23 protein-coding genes are annotated in these 16,402 nt (G+C 70.6%); 7 read left to right on the forward strand and 16 right to left on the reverse strand.

Annotated elements, in window-relative coordinates:
- Positions 1-4 precede the first annotated feature (4 nt).
- On the forward strand, positions 5-226 hold the full coding sequence (locus ACGFZP_RS13310) for a hypothetical protein (RefSeq protein ID WP_392931696.1): 222 nt from the start codon (positions 5-7) through the stop codon (positions 224-226).
- Here the strand turns inward: ACGFZP_RS13310 and ACGFZP_RS13315 are convergent, their stop codons facing one another.
- Genes ACGFZP_RS13315 through ACGFZP_RS13345 form a run of 7 tightly spaced genes read right to left on the reverse strand, consistent with a single transcriptional unit; the run spans position 227 to position 5,125 of the window.
- Positions 227-766 carry a glycosyltransferase family 2 protein gene (locus tag ACGFZP_RS13315; RefSeq protein WP_392931698.1) on the reverse strand — a complete coding sequence of 180 codons (540 nt, stop codon included), beginning with the start codon at positions 764-766 and terminating at the stop codon, positions 227-229.
- A 52-nt stretch (positions 767-818) separates the two neighbouring features.
- Positions 819-1,691, reverse strand: a complete 873-nt coding sequence (locus ACGFZP_RS13320) for an NAD-dependent epimerase/dehydratase family protein (protein ID WP_392931700.1) — start codon at positions 1,689-1,691, stop codon at positions 819-821.
- Positions 1,691-2,779: a hypothetical protein gene (locus ACGFZP_RS13325; protein WP_392931702.1), complete on the reverse strand. Its 1,089-nt coding sequence runs from the start codon at positions 2,777-2,779 to the stop codon at positions 1,691-1,693. The genes ACGFZP_RS13320 and ACGFZP_RS13325 overlap by 1 nt, the downstream gene beginning before the upstream one ends.
- Positions 2,776-3,411 (reverse strand): methyltransferase domain-containing protein, encoded by a 636-nt coding sequence (locus ACGFZP_RS13330; protein ID WP_392931704.1) that lies wholly within the window; start codon positions 3,409-3,411, stop codon positions 2,776-2,778. Before ACGFZP_RS13330 ends, ACGFZP_RS13325 begins: the two co-directional genes overlap by 4 nt.
- A gap of 12 nt (positions 3,412-3,423) precedes the next feature.
- The gene (locus ACGFZP_RS13335; RefSeq protein ID WP_392931706.1) at positions 3,424-3,627 is read right to left on the reverse strand and encodes a hypothetical protein; all 204 of its coding nucleotides are present in this window, start codon (positions 3,625-3,627) and stop codon (positions 3,424-3,426) included.
- Positions 3,624-4,373 (reverse strand): hypothetical protein, encoded by a 750-nt coding sequence (locus tag ACGFZP_RS13340; protein ID WP_392931707.1) that lies wholly within the window; start codon positions 4,371-4,373, stop codon positions 3,624-3,626. The genes ACGFZP_RS13335 and ACGFZP_RS13340 overlap by 4 nt, the downstream gene beginning before the upstream one ends.
- Positions 4,370-5,125 carry a glycosyltransferase gene (locus ACGFZP_RS13345; protein WP_392931709.1) on the reverse strand — a complete coding sequence of 252 codons (756 nt, stop codon included), beginning with the start codon at positions 5,123-5,125 and terminating at the stop codon, positions 4,370-4,372. Before ACGFZP_RS13345 ends, ACGFZP_RS13340 begins: the two co-directional genes overlap by 4 nt.
- A 638-nt stretch (positions 5,126-5,763) precedes the next feature.
- On the opposite strand from ACGFZP_RS13345, the gene ACGFZP_RS13350 reads away from it, so the two are divergent.
- The 3 genes from ACGFZP_RS13350 to ACGFZP_RS13360 all read left to right on the forward strand — a co-directional run bounded on the left by ACGFZP_RS13350 (position 5,764) and on the right by ACGFZP_RS13360 (position 7,651).
- On the forward strand, positions 5,764-6,624 hold the full coding sequence (locus ACGFZP_RS13350; protein ID WP_392931711.1) for an N-acetylmuramoyl-L-alanine amidase: 861 nt from the start codon (positions 5,764-5,766) through the stop codon (positions 6,622-6,624).
- A gap of 1 nt (position 6,625) precedes the next feature.
- A complete protein-coding gene (locus tag ACGFZP_RS13355) occupies positions 6,626-6,874 on the forward strand; it encodes a holin (protein ID WP_392931713.1) in 249 nt (82 codons plus the stop codon).
- Between the two features lie 414 nt (positions 6,875-7,288).
- Entirely contained in the window at positions 7,289-7,651 is a 363-nt protein-coding gene (locus ACGFZP_RS13360; protein ID WP_392931714.1) for a hypothetical protein, read from the forward strand.
- 52 nt (positions 7,652-7,703) lie between these two features.
- Here the strand turns inward: ACGFZP_RS13360 and ACGFZP_RS13365 are convergent, their stop codons facing one another.
- From ACGFZP_RS13365 to ACGFZP_RS13395, 7 genes are all read right to left on the reverse strand, one after another.
- The gene (locus ACGFZP_RS13365; RefSeq protein ID WP_392931716.1) at positions 7,704-8,723 is read right to left on the reverse strand and encodes a hypothetical protein; all 1,020 of its coding nucleotides are present in this window, start codon (positions 8,721-8,723) and stop codon (positions 7,704-7,706) included.
- Positions 8,720-9,274, reverse strand: a complete 555-nt coding sequence (locus ACGFZP_RS13370) for a hypothetical protein (RefSeq protein ID WP_392931718.1) — start codon at positions 9,272-9,274, stop codon at positions 8,720-8,722. The genes ACGFZP_RS13365 and ACGFZP_RS13370 overlap by 4 nt, the downstream gene beginning before the upstream one ends.
- Positions 9,275-9,293: 19 nt before the next feature.
- A complete protein-coding gene (locus ACGFZP_RS13375) occupies positions 9,294-9,812 on the reverse strand; it encodes a hypothetical protein (RefSeq protein WP_392931720.1) in 519 nt (172 codons plus the stop codon).
- Positions 9,813-10,263: 451 nt separating this feature from the next.
- Positions 10,264-10,563, reverse strand: coding sequence for a hypothetical protein (locus tag ACGFZP_RS13380; RefSeq protein ID WP_392931722.1), 300 nt, complete (start codon positions 10,561-10,563; stop codon positions 10,264-10,266).
- A gap of 91 nt (positions 10,564-10,654) precedes the next feature.
- Complete coding sequence (locus ACGFZP_RS13385; protein ID WP_392931723.1) at positions 10,655-10,912, reverse strand: hypothetical protein; 258 nt, start codon at positions 10,910-10,912, stop codon at positions 10,655-10,657.
- Positions 10,913-10,947: 35 nt separating this feature from the next.
- Positions 10,948-11,415, reverse strand: coding sequence for an NUDIX hydrolase (locus ACGFZP_RS13390; RefSeq protein ID WP_392931724.1), 468 nt, complete (start codon positions 11,413-11,415; stop codon positions 10,948-10,950).
- Positions 11,402-12,172 carry an XRE family transcriptional regulator gene (locus ACGFZP_RS13395; protein WP_392931726.1) on the reverse strand — a complete coding sequence of 257 codons (771 nt, stop codon included), beginning with the start codon at positions 12,170-12,172 and terminating at the stop codon, positions 11,402-11,404. The genes ACGFZP_RS13390 and ACGFZP_RS13395 overlap by 14 nt, the downstream gene beginning before the upstream one ends.
- 110 nt (positions 12,173-12,282) lie before the next feature.
- Here ACGFZP_RS13395 and ACGFZP_RS13400 point away from each other — a divergent pair, with 110 nt between their 5' ends.
- Entirely contained in the window at positions 12,283-13,002 is a 720-nt protein-coding gene (locus ACGFZP_RS13400) for a hypothetical protein (protein ID WP_392931727.1), read from the forward strand.
- A 237-nt stretch (positions 13,003-13,239) separates the two neighbouring features.
- On the opposite strand, the gene ACGFZP_RS13405 is transcribed toward ACGFZP_RS13400, so the two are convergent.
- On the reverse strand, positions 13,240-13,485 hold the full coding sequence (locus ACGFZP_RS13405) for a helix-turn-helix transcriptional regulator (RefSeq protein WP_392931729.1): 246 nt from the start codon (positions 13,483-13,485) through the stop codon (positions 13,240-13,242).
- Positions 13,486-13,741: 256 nt separating this feature from the next.
- On the opposite strand from ACGFZP_RS13405, the gene ACGFZP_RS13410 reads away from it, so the two are divergent.
- Entirely contained in the window at positions 13,742-13,939 is a 198-nt protein-coding gene (locus ACGFZP_RS13410) for a hypothetical protein (protein WP_392931731.1), read from the forward strand.
- Between the two features lie 393 nt (positions 13,940-14,332).
- Complete coding sequence (locus tag ACGFZP_RS13415; protein WP_392932240.1) at positions 14,333-15,133, forward strand: inositol monophosphatase family protein; 801 nt, start codon at positions 14,333-14,335, stop codon at positions 15,131-15,133.
- A gap of 39 nt (positions 15,134-15,172) precedes the next feature.
- On the opposite strand, the gene ACGFZP_RS13420 is transcribed toward ACGFZP_RS13415, so the two are convergent.
- A complete protein-coding gene (locus ACGFZP_RS13420) occupies positions 15,173-16,360 on the reverse strand; it encodes a cytochrome P450 (protein WP_392931732.1) in 1,188 nt (395 codons plus the stop codon).
- Positions 16,361-16,402: the final 42 nt, after the last annotated feature.

Consider the following 16,402-nt stretch of genomic DNA (forward strand, 5'->3'; position numbering starts at 1 on the left):
CCCTGTGTCCAGCCCCGCCCCGCAGCAGACCGTGTCCCTCGAAGCCGTACTCCGCGAGTACCAGGCCATGCACGCCGACCAGACGCTCGCCATCGCGCAGTTGCGGGCGGCGCTGGCTGATCGCACCCGCGAGCTGCAGGCCGAGCGCGAGAAGAATGCCGCCGCCGACGAGGCGCCGGCTGCGTGGCCGTACGAACACACGGATCCGGCAGGGACAGAGCGGTAGTCAGGTCCTCGCGTCGCCGCGGTCGGGCTGACCGCTGCTGTTGCCGCCGTGGCAGTTCCACAGCCAGGTCCGCTTGGGCAGGTGGACGATCTGCGCCCCGGCCTGGAGACACTCGACGGTGAACTGGAAGTCCTCGCCGTACCGTTCGCCTCCGATCGTGGCGCCGGGCGGGGGCTCCCGGAACCCCACGGCCTGAGCGAGCTCGGTGCGCACCAGAGTGGTGATGGTGGTCTGCGTAGGCTGCTCGGGGTCGAAGGCCTTGCCGAAGTGCGGCAGCGGGTCGAAGCCGAAACCGACAGGTTCGTACCAGCTGTATACGTAGTCGGCGTCGGTGGCGTACGCCCACGTGTACAGCTCGGCGAGGTGGTTGCCCTTCATCTGGTCGTCGCTGTCGAGGAACGCCACCCACTCGGTGGTGGCCTTCATCAGGCCGCGGTTGCGGGTGGCTGCCGCTCCGCTGCGGTCCCTGTCGACCTCAACAACCAGAGCGGCGGGTGCAAGGGACTGGCCGAGGATCGAGCCGACAGCCCGCTTGGTCATTCCGTTGGCCAACCGTGCGGGGTGCGTGGGCACGACAACGGTGATGCCAGGGTCACGTGGCGAGGGCACCGTGGATTCCCTCCTCCAGGCTGATCTTGGGGGCGTAGAAGGACAGCAGCTTGGTGGGGTCGGCGACCCGGTACTGGACGCCGTCAGGGGCGTCGAGGCGGTGGCGCAGCTCGGGCTTGTAGCCGGCCTGCGAGCAGACCATCTCGGCGAGCTCGTTGAAGGACGTAGCACGTCCGGTGCCGATGTTGACCGGCCCCTGGACGTCCTGGTCGATCGCCGCGAGGGTGGCGCCGACGACGTCGTCCACGTGGACCCAGTCGCGGACCTGCCGGCCGGTGCCCCAGATCTCGAAGGGATCCTCTCGGCGGCGGGCGCGGGCGATGAAGCTGGGGAACGGGTAGTCGAGGGCCTGGTCGGCGCCGTACCCGGACATGGGGCGCAGCACGTGGACACGGCAGCCCTCCGCCTCGACGTACGGCACAAGCTGCTCGCCGGTCAACTTGGCGAGCCCGTAGGTGGCGTCCGGTCGGCGGGGCGCAGTGAGGTCGATGTCGTCCTCACGGAGCCGGTGCCCGGAGTCCTCCCCTTGGAGGTCGACGGGGTAGGCGGCGCTGCTGGAGTAGTAGATGGCGCGGCGGGTCTTGGAGGCGAGGAGCCAGCGCATGAACCAGGCGTCGAGGGCGAGGTTGGTGCCGACGCCGAGGGGACTGCCGTCGATGCTTGCTCGGCCGCCGACGATGGCGGCGCAGTGGATGGCGAGGTCGTAGGGTGTGCGGTCGCGGCGGAAGAAGTCGAGGGCATCGCCGATGTGCGCGGCGCGCAGGTCGCAGGTCGTTATGTGGTGGCCACGTTCGTCGAGGGCGCGGTGGAGGTGTCGGCCGATGAACCCGGCGCTCCCGGTGAGGAGTACGCGCATCAGGAGACCTCCACGTCGAAGTCCGCGTCCGGGTCGGGCTTAGGGAAGGCGGAGTCGCCACGCCAGCGATAGTGCGCCCGGTCCCGGGACATGTCCGCGGCGATCTGTGCGCACGCCTCCTCCGCCCACCGTCCTCCATCGACGGCCGCCGCGGTGACCTCGACGCTGGAGCCGAGGACCTCATCGCCCTTCCAGGAGTGGTTGCGGACGGGGATCCCGGGATGACACGTCCAGTCGACGGTCCAGGACTCGACCGGGCGCCCGCGTCGCCGACCCTTCCGCTGACGCTGGAGCTGCAGGGTGACCTCGTGCGCGTCGCCCTCGGGCATGAGTACTCGGCCAGGGCGTTTCGGGCCGATGTCCTCGTAGGAGAAGCGGACCGGTCCGAGCCATCGGTCGAGGAGGTTGATCGTGGTGTAGCCGTCCATCCACCGCGGGGTGCCCTTGGTCGACGAGTTCCGGGGCGCCCACACCTTCCAGCTGAGGTGGCCCTCGTACGCGGAGACTTCGATGACCCGGGACTCGTAGGTCAGGGAGTTGAGGAGGCGCTGCACCCGGCGCCCAAGGTCGCCCGTGCTCAGGTACAGGGCACCGAGACGGCCGAGGGTGATGCTGCCGCCGAGGGCGTTCTCGGAGCCGTCGTTGCCGACCTTGAACGCTGCACTGATGCTGTGGAGCTCGCTTCGCCCGACCACGATCTGACCGCTGACCGTAGTGGTCGGTGCGGTGGGCCACAGGCCCGGTTCCTTCGGCGCCACGTACGGGACGGCGTCGGTCAGGGTCTGTGGCCGCGTCCGAGGAGGAGCGGGGATGAACGGCCCCCGGTACCGCTGGCCGACCCGCCACTGCACGGGGTCCAGGTCTCCCTGGGGCTTCGGGCGTACGCCGCATCGGCCGCAGGCGACCCAGCGGGCCTGGCGGCCGTCCGTGCCGCTGCCGTAGCCGTCGACGACCGGCCGGTGGCCGAACAGCCGGCACAGCAGGATCAGCCGCGGTACGTCGTTCAGGTAGAAGGACCGGTTGAGGAAGGTGCCGGGCTGGTGCCCGTCCGCCTTCTCGTGGTCCACCACGTTCAGCCAGGTGCTCACTTCCGCTCCCCGAGGATGATCTGGAACTGTCCGACCGACTCGTGCCGCAGCACCTCGTAGCCGCCTTGCTCAATGAGCGCCCGGTAGCCGTCGTGGTCCCAACTCCACGCGTGGCACTCGTCGTGGGACTCGGGGGTCTCGTTCCAGGGGCTGGAGGCCACAACGAACCGGCAGTGCGCGCCGACCCACCGGACGGTGCCGTGCGGATCGGCGAGGTGCTCCAGCACCTCGGTCATGACAGCGATGTCACCGAGGATGACGCCGGGGTGGTCGGGTGCGAAGGCGTCGCGGAGCTCTGCCGTGACGCCCCGCTCGTCCCACCCTGCCTGGTTGGAGGGCTGAAAGTCGTAGCCCCAGGCGGAGAAGTTGACGCCGAGGGTGTCACGGTCGGGGATTGTCTCGCCGACGAACTGGAGGAGGCCACCGTCTCCACATCCGAGGTCTGACAGCGTGATGTCGTTCACGCCCTCGGCGGCGAGCCACACGTAGGCGGCGGCGATAAACTTCAGCGCCTTCTCCAGTCGGGGCCGGTGGGCGGGCTGCTCGAAGTGTGCAGCACGCTCACGGTGTTCATGGAACGCTGCGGTAGAGACGTACGGCACGTCGCCGGTGAACAGGCGGTACTCAGTCATGCTCAACTCCGATCAGTCGCCAATCCGGTCGTCGATGACGTAGGCCCGAACCTCCTCAGACCAGATGATGGACAGCATGTTGTCCGCGATGCCGATCTGTCGGCGGCCATTCGGAGTGAGGTCGACACCGGTGGTCCGGGTCATCTCGCTCATGGCATCCAGGGCTGCGGCGAGCTCTCTCATCTGCTCCGCGCTGATGTTCAATGGGGCGCTCATCGTTGGTGCTCCTTGATCTGCTTGACCCAGCGGGCCAGGTCCTGGTCCCGCCACCGCTCAAAGGTGGCTCGGTCGGCATCGGACCGCTCGTCGGTGTTGCACTCGGCGTAGCCCTGGTCCCACTCGGCGCGCCCGGCGATGGGGTGCTTGTGCTCGACGACGACGTCGGGCAGGTAGGTGATCGCGTCGAGTGCCCGGCCGAGGGCGAGCCAGGCATTGTCGATGTACAGGTGGACGAGCCCGGGCGGCACCATGTAGCCGGTGGCGAGGACGATGTCCGAGGTCATCGCGACCTGAGTCGGCAGGTTCGGGCCCTGGATCAGGTCGTTGCCGTACACGATGCCGGTGCCGAGCCGGTCCAGCTCAGCGATGTACTGCTGGTCCCAGCCGAGGGAGACCGGCCTGTGATCATCGCCCATGAAGGCGATCCGACCACACGAGTTGGCCATCACCGGGGCGACCTCGTTCAGGGTCCCGCCGAGACGCAGCCGCGGTCCCGTCACCAGCCACAGCCGCCGGAACCGATTCGCCAGCCGGCCGGACTCGTCAGCGGTGATGTCAGGAAGTTGCTGGTCGTACACGCTGGCCACTAGCGCTTCGTACTCGGGCAGTCGCGGGTCGTCTTCGTCTACGCACGCGACCAACACGGTCCGGCGAACGCACGTCTCCTCGAACGCGGCCCACAGGTCTCGCAGGTTGCCGGGCCGGCCTCGCGTGGGTACCAGCACGATCAGTTCGGGGTTCATCCGAGCAGCACCTTCTCCCAGTCGTCGATGTGGCCCTCGATCGTCCAGTCGGCGGCCTGCCGTCGGGCCGCGGCGCCCATCTCCGCCCGCGCGGCCAGGTCGTTGACGAGCTCGGTGAGGTAGCGGCCCCACTCGTGATCCCGGCGCACGAGGTAGCCGGTGACGCCGTGCTGCACGAACTCCTCGTAGGGGCCGTACGCGGAGGCGATGACGGGGATGCCAAGAGCTGCGGCTTCAAGCGGGCGCAGCGGGGACTTCGAGGCGTTGAACGGGTGCGGGCGCAGCGGCGCGAGCATGATGTCGTAGTCGATCGCCCGCCAGTAGTCCGGCACGCTGTTCGTCCAAGGCGTGACCCGCACGCGTTCGCGGACGCCCATTTCTCGGGAGAAGTCGCTCCCCATCAGGTGGAGTTCGGTCTGTGGGTTGCGGCGCATCGTCTGCCTCAGGTGGCCGCCGAGTTCGGCGAGGTCCATGGCGTGGGTGGCCGAGCCGCCCCAGCCGATGGTGACGGCCCCGTCGCGCCGCGGCCGTTCGTGCTGCAGCAGCCACGCCGGCAGGTAGTTCGGCACGACGACGACGTTCGGGTTGTAGCGGCGGACCTGCTTGGCGAGTGCCTCCCCGGTGACGGTGACCACGTCGGCGGCTGCGATGTTCGCCTCCAGGCGGGCCATCACGTCCGGCTGCGAGAAGAAGGTGTGAGCGATCGGGCTGGTGCCGTCGACATGCCACAGGTCGTCATCGAGCTCGAACACCAGGCGGGGCCTGGGAGTCTCTCTGGCCAGCTTCTGCCACTGAGCGGACGGGCCTTCGAGGCATAGCCGCTGACCGACAAGGGTCCGGGCCAGGTCTCGTAGGTCCCTGCGCAGGTCGATCCCCTCCGAGCACACAGTCTCGAAGCCGGCCGCTCGCAGAGCGGCGAGGGGAAGCTGGAGGCGGAGGTAGCCGCAGCCGTTCCGGTCCGCGAGCCACCCGAACACGTCAAGTCGGGGAGGGGGTGAGGTCACCGCTTCTCCTGTGCGGGCGGTAGCGGGCTGGGCGCGGGGCCCGTGCCCGCTATGACCGGGCCCCGCGGGGGCAGCCGATGGACGAGGCGACCAGCTGCTGCCGCAGACCGTACGAGCGGCCGAGCGTGCCTGTAGAAACGCTGGTCAGGGCGTTGCAGGCGGTTCACCGGGCGTGGTGATCGTGAGGGTGTGGACCCGGTGTGGGGAGCTGCACTTGTTTGGCTGGAGGGCTACCGGCAAGTGCCGTGACCTGCGCCGGGTCTGCACGGACGGGGCTGGTGTGGTGGCTGACCGACTCGGTGGACTCCGCGTCTGCAACCCGGGCGTGGCTACCAGCCGGTGCGCGCGCGGACCTTCGAGTGATCTGTATAACGAGAGCGGGAGTCATGGCCTGGTACCCCGGGGCCCAGAAGATGGAGCTCCAACCCGAGTCGGACAGCCAGCCGGCGATCGTGCCGACGCAGCTCATCCTGCACAGCATCGCGGCACCGTGGACGCCTGGACGGATCTACGAGTACTGGCGGGACAGCACCAACCTGGAGTCGCACTTCGGGCTCGGATACGACGGCAGTCTCGGCCAGTTCATCGGAACGCAGACCCGCGCCGACGCCAACATGTACGCGAATCGGCGCCCGGACGGCACCGGGGCGGTCAGCCTGGAGTCCGAGTCGAATCTCCAGCACACCGACCCGTGGACGCCTCAGCAGGTCGAGTCGATCATCCGGCTCGGGGTGTGGCTGCATCAGCAGCACGGCATCCCCCTGCGGGTCTGCCGGACCGCGGGCGATCCGGGGTACGGCTACCACCGGCTGTTCCCGGACTGGTCGGACGGCGGGACGGCCTGCCCGGGGGACGCCCGAGTGCAGCAGTTCCGCGACGTGGTCTTCCCCGGGATCGCCGCCCGGGCCAGCGGCCAGCAGCCGCCTACCATCCCGGCGCCGCCGGCGCCCGCCCCCAAGGAGCAAGACGTGACCCCCGAGGAACTCCTGCAGGCCAAGATCGGCGGCCAGTACGCCATCGATGGCTTCGTTCCGTCAGTAGCCGACGCCCTGAATGGGGCCGCATACGCCACCCAGCACGCTCAGGCTGCCGTGGCCGAGGTCCGTGCGGTGTCCGCCAAGGTCGACCAACTTGCGGCCGCCGTGGCCGCTGGCGGCGCGCTGACCGCCGCCCAGGCCCAGGCCGCGGCGGAGGCCGGTGCCCGGGCCGCGCTCGCCCAGCTCGCCAACCTGCTGAAGGGAAACTGACATGGCCCGGATCGAAACCAAGGTCAAGGCAGCCACAGCCGGCGCCTACCTGGCGTCCACGGCTCTGCTCGCCGACCTCACCGCCCTCCAGGACCAGCCCGGCCTCGTCTCCTGGCTGCCCGCCTGGGTGGCGCCGCTCGTGCTGCCCCTCATCCCCGCGGCCATCACCGCGGTGGCCGGCTACCAGGCCCGGCACACGCCGCGCACCGATGTGGCTGCCCAAACTGCAGCCGACACCAAGGGCCTCTGAAGTGCGTACCGCGGCGGCCCACCGTGCAATCCGCCGTGTGGGCCGCCGCGGCGCTGTGCTCGCACTCAAGGGGTCGATGGCGCTGGGCTACGGGTACGCGCAGATCGCCGACCCGCCGCGAACGGACAGCGGCTACCGGCTACTCCTCGGCCTACTGCCCTCTCACTGGCTGGGTTGGCTGTGGGTCCTCGCCGGCTGCACCGCTCTCGCCTCTGCCCCGTTACAGCAGGGCAGGGACTGGCCGGGCTTCGCCGCGGTGTGTGTGGTCGCGACGGGCTGGGCGGGCGCGAGTCTCGCGTCCTGGTGGCTGTATGACAACGCGCGGGGGTGGGTTGGGGGCGTTGTCTTTGCGGCGTTCGGCGCGGTGGCGGCGGTCACTGCGGGCTGGCCGGAGGCCGTGGATCGGAGGTGTCCGTGAGTCTGGACTGGACTTCGGTCTCGGCGCTGGGCGTGTCCGGTGTGACGCTGGCTGGCACCGTGTACACGGCACGAGCTGGCCGCAGGACCCGCGGGCAGGAGCGGCGGGATGATTTCGCCGCGGTGACGGACCGCATGGAGCGGGAGCTGGAGCGTCTCGGTAAGAGGGTTGATGAGCAGGAGTTGGAGACTGCTCAGCAGCGGGCCCGTATCTCTGGGCAGGACTACACGATCCGGTACCTGGCTGGCTGGGTGCGGTCGCTGGTGGGGTTCGTGCAGACCAGTGGTTTGGAGCCGCCTCCGGCGCCGCAGCCTGTCCCGGAGGATGTCCGTCCGTACCTGCACGACCTCGGTGTCTGACCGCTGATCGACTTCGCCCCCGCCCGGACTCTTGGGCGGGGGCGCTTCGTCGTCAGCGGCGCAGGATGTTTACGAGCTTGTCAGGGTCGAGGATGGGGGCGCCGTCGGGGCCCTTGAGGTGGTCGTCGATCCAGATCGGGCGGTTGGACTTGCGGGAGGGGTAGTACTGGTTGCGCCAGTGCCCGCGGACGATCCACCTGTGCTGGTGCCGCGTCCCTGCGCTGGGTTCGTCAGCGCGGTCCTGCTGGGGGACGCCGTGGTGGCGCAGGCGGACGTAGCGGACCGCGGTCAGCAGGTTGGGATCGAGGCGGGCGATGCGCTTGGCGGACGCCTTGCTGGCGTGGTGGTCCTCCGTGCTGGTGAGGGTCTGACCCATGAGGAGCCAGGTCACGACGAGTGCACGTTCGGCCTGTTGGAGCTGACCGAGGGCGTTGTGCCGGGATTCGAGTTCGACCAGGCTCATGCCGGCGGTGTCCTCGGGCGCGCCGCGGAGCCAGCCGGGGATGCGGCCGAACGGCAGGTAGGAGGCGTGCATGCTGACGATCGGCTGGGGGCAGCGGCGGCGCAGGACGGCGATCTCCTGCTTCGTCATCTCGGTCAGTCCGGTACGCGGGTCGCTGGCCGCCACGAAGCGCAGCCAGTTCTCGCGGGTTGCCCAGGTGCGGATCTGGACGCCGTTGCCGTAGTGGGCCCAGGTGGCGGCGGTGAGCGGGGCTCCGGTGTACTCGCCGCCCGGGTAGGCGTCGGCAACGGGTTCCTCCCAGACGACCAGGCCGTTGCGGGCGGGGAGGTCTTCGGGGTGGAGGCGGTAGGACGGGAGGGCTGCGCCGGCGTTCACGGCGAGGCGGGCCATGTCGGTGCTGGCGTAGTAGAGGTTGGCGACGCGCAGGGAGTGGGCCCAGTCGGTGGCGGCGCCGCGTTCCTGGGCGGCGACCTCCGGGTCGAGGTGTGCGGACCAGACGGCGGGGCCGCCGTCGGGGCCGGGGTCGGTGAGCCAGGTGGCGAGTTCGGCGCGGATCTCGGGCAGGTCGCGGGCGGTGAGGCCGGTGGGCAGCGGGGCGGGGACGGTCACTCGCCGCTGTCCTTCAGGTCGGTGCGGGTGCCCTGGCCGGGGCGGGCGGCCATCGCGTTGAGGATCAGCTCAGCACTGTAGAGGTTCTGTCCGCTGCGGCCCGGCTGCCTGCCGGTGGCGGTGATGCCCCACACGTGGAGGGTCTTGCTCGCGGACTTGATGCTGCTGGCGCCGATGCGGTCAGCGACCTGCTCGGTCGTCCACTCGGCGTCGGGGTCCCAGCGTTCGACGATCGGGGTGAGGTCGACGCTGTCGATGATGGTGCCGAGGTCGAGGTCGTCGTACTCGTCGGCGGGATAGCCGTCGAAGTCGGTGTCGTCGTCGTAGGCGGGGCCGATGAACTCGTCGCCGGTGAGGTAGACGCCGTCCGGCAGGGCGGCCTGGACGGCGGCGCGGTAGTCGGACGCCATGCGCTCGAACGCGCCGCACTCGTCGACGCGCTCGCACCAGTCGGTGCCGCCGCCGTTGATGAAGTCGAGGATGTCGCCTTCGGGGCTGGAGTTGTGCTTGGTGTGGTTGTACCAGGTGCCGTAGCTGGTGGTCGTGGCCATGGTGGGGGTTCCTTCGGTGTCAGAGGGGGGCGATGGCGGTGCGGATGCCTGCGGCGACGTGGTCCCAGATCTCCTCGCGGGTGGCGATTCGGGATTCGCTCCAGCCGTAGCGGCAGTGGAGGCGGCCGTCGGCGGTGTCGAACCAGACCTTGGAGATGCTGCCGAGGATGAGGCGGGCCTGGGAGTTGGAGATGCCTTCGCCGCGGTAGGAGGCGCCGGAGATGTTGCCGCTGTTGTAGTAGGAGACGTCGAGGCCTGCGAGTTCGGCCCAGTTGTTGAGGTAGACGCGGTCGTGGCCGTTGCGCTGCCAGCGGCTGCCGCCGATGGCGACCACGGTCTCGGCAGTGACGGCGGCGGGCCGGGCCTTGCGGTGCAGGAGGGTGGGGAGCTTGATGCGGTAGGCGAGGGAGGCGGTGTCGATGATCCAGCGACCGGCCTGCTTGACGGCGGCGACGGCGCCGGTGCGGCACCAGGTGCGGATGGTGGCGACCGTGACTCCGGCCTGGGTGGCGGCGTTGGTGGTGGTGATGGCGGTCATCGGACCCTCCCTCTCTCGACATCCACAACTTTGCCGTACAGTCCGGCAAAGTTCAAGTCGATTCGGGAAACCTACGCAAGACCGCAGCCAGCATGGACTCGGAGCCCCATGTCACCCACTCCGCCCAGCCCGAACTCCGCCCGCCCAGCCGTCCCCCGAACCCCCGACGGAATCGCCATCGCACTCACCCCGGACCGCCGGGCCGCGTTCCGGGCAGCACTGAGCCAGGCCTTGACAGAAACGGCCCGCGAGAGAGTGCTCGACGTCTGGCAGTGCCGGGCGGCTCTGGACCAACGACCCGACCGTGCACAGAGGGTGAGCGCTGCACGCACTGGCCTGCTGCCGACCATCACATGGCACGAGATCCAGCGCAGACGAGACGCCTAGGAGACCGCACACGACGAAGCGCCCCGCTCTCCTCGGAGGGCGGGGCGCTTCGTCGTGTGCGGGGTCAGTGCTGGGGTGGCCGGCCCCAGGAGGCGGGCGGCGGCGGGCCGGGCTGCTGCCGCTGCTGCTGGGGCGGGTGGGGCTGCTGGCCGTAGGGCGGGGGCGGGTACTGTCCGGGCGGCGGGCCGTACGGCTGCTGGCCGGGCTGCATCGGCGGGATCCCGTCGTAGCGGGTGACGGTCTTGCGGCCTCGCTTGGCGGCCATGAGGACGGGAGTCCAGAGGCCGAGCGTGCAGACCATCATGATCGTATGGAAGGTCAGGGCGATCGGGCCCATCTTGCGGCGCGTGGTGACGGTAGGCACTGGTCCTCCGGGGGCGACACGGGTAGGCCATGACCGTATCGGCGGCGCCCTGATGGCTGCCCGGGGTGTAGCCGACCTGTGACCAACCCGGTCAGGCCGCGGCCGGCTCCGCGAGCGCGTCCTTGGCGGCGTCCAGGCTGGCCTGCCAGGTCTGCGCGTGGCAGGCGCCCTGCCGGGCTTCCTCCCAGATCGGGTGCGCGCGCAGGGCCAGGGACGCCGCCACGTACACCTCGCGCGCCGCGTCTACGTCGCCGCTGGCCTCCCGCGCCTCGGTCATCGCCCGTTCCGCCTGGAGCACGGCGGCGTGGAGGGGCAGCAGGTCATCAGGCAGCGGCAGGGGTTTGGGCATGCCGCCATCGTAGGCCAGGCCGCCGACGGGGCAGGTCAGCGCACCACCGGGATCGAGCCCGAGCGCCAGTCGGAGATCCGCTTGCGGATGCTGGGCACCATCGGCAGCGCGTCGGTCTCGGCCGGGCTGAACCAGGCGACCTCGTGTGACTCGCTGGAGACCCGGAGTGTGCCGCCGACCGGGCGGCCGAGCAGGCAGATGGAGAACTCCTGCCTCACCTCGCCGTCGTCGTAGGCGAAAACGTGCCCGGGGTTGGTGTAGGTGCCGACGATGCCGGTGATCTCGATGTGGATGCCGGTCTCCTCCAGCGTCTCGCGGATGCCGCACTGGGCGAGGGATTCGCCGAGCTCCATCACCCCGCCGGGCAGGGCCCACTGGCCGTTGTCGGTGCGGCGTTGGAGGAGGACCTGACCGTCCGCGTCAACCACGACGACGCTGGCGGCCGGCACCAGGCTGTTCGCCTTCGGCGCGTTCGGGTCGTCCTCGTAGTCACGCCTGGGCATCGGCTGCCACCTCTGCTGTCGGGATCGTCCACACGTCACGCCCCTTGGCCCAGAGGTCCTCAATGTGCCCGGCGAAGCGGTCGAAGAGGCCGTCGTCCTGGGCCCGCCTGAGGTGCATCATCGGGGCGTCGTGGCCGATCCTACCGGGCAGCAGCGGCGTGACGATCATGTCCCGATCGAAGCGGAACACCGACAGGCTGACGTGCCCGGTCTCGTACCGCGTCTCGATGCTGGTGTCTCTCAGCTTGGCCAGCTCGGACAGGGTCACCTCGATCCGAGTCGACAGCGTGAGCGGGACATCCTCCTCCAACTCCCGCTGGCGGGTGATCGGGTGGCCGGGCTCGCCCAGGATGAAGCGGACGCGGCAGCCCTGCTCGGCCTTGCGGCGGAGCACTGCCCCGAACCCTGCCTGCTCCAGCCACAGGAAGTAGTTGGTGTAGCCGGCGAAGGTCAGCTGGCCCTCGGCCCGGCCGATGAGCTGCTTCCACAGGGACGTTGGGGCAGCTGACCGGTATGGGTACATCTGCACGAGCTCCCGGTCCGGACCGTTTTTCACCAGCTGCTGGACGGATGGCCAGAGCACAGTCTCCTCCTCGCCAAGGACCCGGCTGGCCGCCGCACGGTGCCGGGCGTGGGGCTCGCGCGCGGGGTTGGTGAGCCAGCGGGTGACCGTCTTCGGGTCGACCTGGCAGAGGCGCGCGAGCTGGGGCCCAGTCATATTTGCACGCGCCATGGCAGCACGCAGGGGCTCATTCACGGGGCTCACCTCTCTGATCAGCGGGGACGAGTCAAGGGTAGCCAGTAGAACGTCCCAAACGTCCCTGAAACGGCGTGTGACGTCCCGTCATGTTGGTCGACGATTCCACCATGACCACCGCGACCGTCACGGTCGAGTACCGACCCCCGGACGGCGAGCCCCGGGAGGTGCCGGTCACCAACGAGCAGCTGCACGGCCGCGCCTGCATCCACGATGCGACCCACCCGGGGCCGCTACACCCGCACCTGCGCAGGCTCCTCACCGCTCGGTTGGCCGGTCGTCGCCTGCACCACGCACCGCCCCACCGAGGAGGACACCGAGTGACCGAGGACAGTCTCACGATCGAGGTCGTCGGCCAGCTCGATCCGGTCACCCTGCCACAGGAGGATGCCCTGCGGCGGCTATGGCGACAGGTGGTCGAGCTGGACGTGTCCGAGGCCCAGCACGAGGCCATGCGGCGGCAGCTCTGCGGGGAGGCCCCCGAGGCCCTGGCCACCCTCGATGTCGAGGGCAGCACGGGCTGGACGCTCGACCTGCGCCACGGCGCACAGGCCGTGCTGCGGCTGTCCCGGCCGGACGCGCGGTCCCCGCAGCAGCGCATCCGGGATCGGTACGTGCCCGTGCAGCTGCCTGCGACCGGTCGGTGCCCGGGCCTGTGGGCGGTGCGGGACACGACGACCGGTGACCTGGCCCGCGAGGAGGACGAGAACGGACGGCCTACGCCGCTGCGGTTCGCCATCGCCGACGGCGCCCGCGCCTGGGTGGCCCGGCAGGTCACCCTCGCCAGCTACCGGGCGACCCGCAGCCAGGCCGCAGGGGGTGCGCTGTGAGCGCCGCGGGCGGGACGCCCATCCCAGCGCCGGAGTACAGGACGTGGGGACACTGTCTACGCTGCAGGTCGTACGTCCAAGGCCGACACATTCGGACGGTCGATGAGCGGCGCGCCCTCGTCGAGCACGACGGTTGCCCGGGCGGCCCGCCTGCCGAGGCCCGGGCGCGGACCTATAGCGGGTGGTGACTCCCCGGCCGTACGGCGGTGCGGCCGGCCCGGGCCGCACCGGCTCGCATCAGGAGCGTTCCGTCGGAAACAGCGACGACGGCGAGACTCTGAGCGCCACGGCGATCCTGAGAATCGCGTCCGTACTGGTGCCATGCGAGCCCGTCTCGGCCCGGTACACGGTATGCCGGCTGAGGTCGGCCATCTCCGCAAGGTCCTCCTGGGATAACCCCTGCGCGAGTCGGGCAGCCATGATCCGGCGTCCCACCTGAAGCCGGAGATGGAGAAGCCAGGCGGGAGCATCGGAGGGCGGCACCCTCGCTAACCTGCCGTGATCATGGATTGGTGTCAGCAGCAGATCTGCAGCAACATGGCCGGGTAAATGTCACGCTATGCCCGAATCGCCCGCCTGCCTGCTTCCTTCCAATTCGAACGTTCCATAACCGCTCAGTAACGGGCGTAGCCGAACAAGCTGCGACTATGCCACGGTATGGCCCAGCCCGCACCGGCAGGACCCCCAGGATTCGAACACTCGCCAGCCGGCGCACCGGCACATCCCCACAGGAACCACCGTGATCCAGCCCGAAAGCCTCACCCCCGCCGACATTGAGCGCATCAGGCTCGCCACCGCGGCCCTCGCCGCAGCCGACGAGATGGACCTCGCCACCGCAGGCCCAGCCTCACTCGTGGGGATGATCGTGCAGCTGCGCGGCTCCCTGGCCGACACGCTCCAGTTCCTGCCGGACCCGAACGCCATCCAGGGCAACTGACCTGCGAGTTCACCCCTCAGCTCGGATACACCTTTAACAACACTTGTCGCACCACGAGTTCCTGATGCATCCTCGCCCGGGCTTCCACCACCTCGGCGCCGAGGAGCCGCCCGGGGAGGCCTCCCCGGGCCACTGACCTGCGCCGCTGCCCCGGGCGGAGGCACCGCCCGGGGCACGGCCCCGGCCGCGGGCCGGCCGGCGCCCCCGCTCGGCCGGCGGCCCGGGGCCGGGGGCCCTCCCGCCGGGGTGAACGGCACCGTGGCTGCGGGCCGAACCCCCACCCTGCGCCAGGTGAACGGCACCGCCTCCGCGCCTCCGGCGAGGGGCTGCCGCAGGTCACCACCGCACAGACGTGCGAGAGTGGTAGCCAGCGAAGGGAGCGGGCACGTGCTGATGGACAAGGTGGCGGAGATCCTCGCCGAGGCGTCGGCCGAGGTGGTCGAGCCGCGGTTCCGGGCGCTGGCCGCGGGCGAGGTGATGGAGAAGGCCCCCGGCGAGGTGGTGACCGTCGCCGACCGCGAGGCCGAGGTGATCATCGAACGGCGGCTGCGCGAGCTGCTGCCCGTCCCGGTGGTCGGCGAGGAGGCCGTGGCCGCCGACCCGGCGCTCGCCCGGGCGCTGCACTCCGAGCCCGCCGTCTGGCTGGTCGACCCGGTCGACGGCACCTCGAACTTCATCGCCGGCCGCCCCGAGTTCGCCGTGATGGCCTCGCTCGTCCGCGCCGGGCAGACCGTCGCCGCCTGGATCTGGCAGCCGGTCACCGCCACCTGCTACACCGCCGAGTTGGGCGCCGGCGCCTGGCGCGGCGGCCACCGGCTGACCCGCCCGCCGGCCCCCGCCGTACCGGCCAAGTGGCGCGGTTCGGTGAAGAGCCGCTTCCTCGCCCCGGCCGACCACGAGCGGATGCAGCGCAACGCCCACGCGGCGTTCGGCGAGGTCACCCCGGGCCGGCACGCCGCCGGGATCGAGTACCCGGACATCGCCGACGGCGAGCTGGACTTCATCCTCTACTGGCGCACCCTGCCCTGGGACCACGCGCCCGGCTCCCTGCTGGTCACCGAGGCGGGCGGCGTCTCGGCGCGGCTCGACGGCAGCACCTACCGCCCGGAGGCGCCGGGCGGCGTGGACGGCCTGCTGGTCGCCGCCGACCGGGACACCTGGGAGCACGTCCGCACCGTCCTGTTCGCCGACTAGCTCCCTGGCCCGCCGCGCCCCCGGTACCGGCCGCGCGGGCTACCAGACCACCGGCAGCCGCTCCGGCAGCCGCTTGATGAACCCGGGCCGCCAGGCCAGCTGCTCGGCCGGCAGGGCCAGCCGCAGGCCCGGCAGCCGCTCGACCAGGGCGGTGACGGCGATCTCGGCATGGGTGCGGCCGAGCGCCGAGGCCGGGCAGAAGTGGCGTCCGGCGCCGAAGGCGAGGTGTGGGTTGCCGCTCCGGTCGAAGTCGATCCGCTCCGGGTCCGGGAAGACGGCCGGGTCGTAGTTGGCGCCCTCCACCAGCACCAGCACCAGCTCGCCCTTCTGCACCAGCACCTCGCCGACCTGCACGTCCGCCAGCGCGATCCGGGGCAGGGCGTCCCCGATCGACAGGTTGACCCGCAGCAGTTCGTCGACCGCGCGGCCGATCAGCGCGGGCTCCCGGCGCAGCCGCTCGGCCAGTTCGGGCTGCCGGGCCAGGTAGATGACGGCGTGCAGCAGGAAGGACGAGGTGGAGACGGCGCCCGCGCCGAACAGCGACAGGGCGACGGTGGCCAGCAGTTCGTCACTGACCCGGTCGGAGACGTCCGGCGAGCGGCGCAGCTCGACGAACCGGCCGAGCAGGCCGTCCTTGGGCTCCGGGTCGGCGTTGAGCCGCTCCACCATGTAGCCGAGGTCCTTGTACCAGTTGGGCGTGGATCCCTCGAACGGCTGCGGGCTGGTGAGGAAGGCGACGTCGATGCCGGCCATCAGCCGCCGCCAGTCGTCGACGGGTATGCCGAGCAGCCGGCAGTGCAGGGCCGCGGAGTAGGGCTCGGTGAACCCGTCCCGGAGTTCACCCGGGGCGCCCTGCTCGACCAGGGTGTCGATCAGCCGGTGGGCCTCGGCCTGCAGCCAGCCGTCCAACTCCTTGTCGGCTCGCGGGGTGAGGGTCTTCATCACGGCGTTGCGCAGACCGGCGCTGTTGATGTTGCCCATGTTGTCGACCACCTCCGGCGGGATGGTCAGCGCGTACTGGCGGGGCACGCCGGGGTTGGCGGTGTCCTTGAGGCTGAACCGCTCGTCCTCCAGGACCTGCTTGGCGAGTGCGTGGCTGCTGACCAGCCAGGCGGGGTCGCCGGTCATGGTGCGGACCGGGGCGACGGGCCGTTCCGCGCACAGCCGCCGCGCCTCCTCGGGCAGGACGTCGCCCCGGCGGGACAGCGGGAAGGTGAGTTCGGTCATGAGGGTGCTCCTGAAGCGTGGGTGAGTGAGCCGGTGGCGGTT

Origin of the sequence: Kitasatospora sp. NPDC048239 (assembly GCF_043202015.1) — a bacterium.
GTDB lineage: Bacteria > Actinomycetota > Actinomycetes > Streptomycetales > Streptomycetaceae > Kitasatospora.

What these genes read in the sequence shown, in the direction of transcription:
- ACGFZP_RS13340 (WP_392931707.1), bottom strand. Translation starts at nt 4,373, where the DNA reads ATGAACCCCGAACTGATCGTGCTGGTACCCACGCGAGGCCGGCCCGGC.
- ACGFZP_RS13400 (WP_392931727.1), top strand. Translation starts at nt 12,283, where the DNA reads ATGACCACCGCGACCGTCACGGTCGAGTACCGACCCCCGGACGGCGAG.
- ACGFZP_RS13390 (WP_392931724.1), bottom strand. Translation starts at nt 11,415, where the DNA reads ATGCCCAGGCGTGACTACGAGGACGACCCGAACGCGCCGAAGGCGAAC.
- ACGFZP_RS13370 (WP_392931718.1), bottom strand. Translation starts at nt 9,274, where the DNA reads ATGGCCACGACCACCAGCTACGGCACCTGGTACAACCACACCAAGCAC.
- ACGFZP_RS13355 (WP_392931713.1), top strand. Translation starts at nt 6,626, where the DNA reads ATGGCCCGGATCGAAACCAAGGTCAAGGCAGCCACAGCCGGCGCCTAC.
- ACGFZP_RS13320 (WP_392931700.1), bottom strand. Translation starts at nt 1,691, where the DNA reads ATGCGCGTACTCCTCACCGGGAGCGCCGGGTTCATCGGCCGACACCTC.
- ACGFZP_RS13350 (WP_392931711.1), top strand. Translation starts at nt 5,764, where the DNA reads ATGGCCTGGTACCCCGGGGCCCAGAAGATGGAGCTCCAACCCGAGTCG.
- ACGFZP_RS13415 (WP_392932240.1), top strand. Translation starts at nt 14,333, where the DNA reads ATGGACAAGGTGGCGGAGATCCTCGCCGAGGCGTCGGCCGAGGTGGTC.
- ACGFZP_RS13385 (WP_392931723.1), bottom strand. Translation starts at nt 10,912, where the DNA reads ATGCCCAAACCCCTGCCGCTGCCTGATGACCTGCTGCCCCTCCACGCC.
- ACGFZP_RS13420 (WP_392931732.1), bottom strand. Translation starts at nt 16,360, where the DNA reads ATGACCGAACTCACCTTCCCGCTGTCCCGCCGGGGCGACGTCCTGCCC.
- ACGFZP_RS13330 (WP_392931704.1), bottom strand. Translation starts at nt 3,411, where the DNA reads ATGACTGAGTACCGCCTGTTCACCGGCGACGTGCCGTACGTCTCTACC.
- ACGFZP_RS13315 (WP_392931698.1), bottom strand. Translation starts at nt 766, where the DNA reads ATGACCAAGCGGGCTGTCGGCTCGATCCTCGGCCAGTCCCTTGCACCC.
- ACGFZP_RS13375 (WP_392931720.1), bottom strand. Translation starts at nt 9,812, where the DNA reads ATGACCGCCATCACCACCACCAACGCCGCCACCCAGGCCGGAGTCACG.
- ACGFZP_RS13335 (WP_392931706.1), bottom strand. Translation starts at nt 3,627, where the DNA reads ATGAGCGCCCCATTGAACATCAGCGCGGAGCAGATGAGAGAGCTCGCC.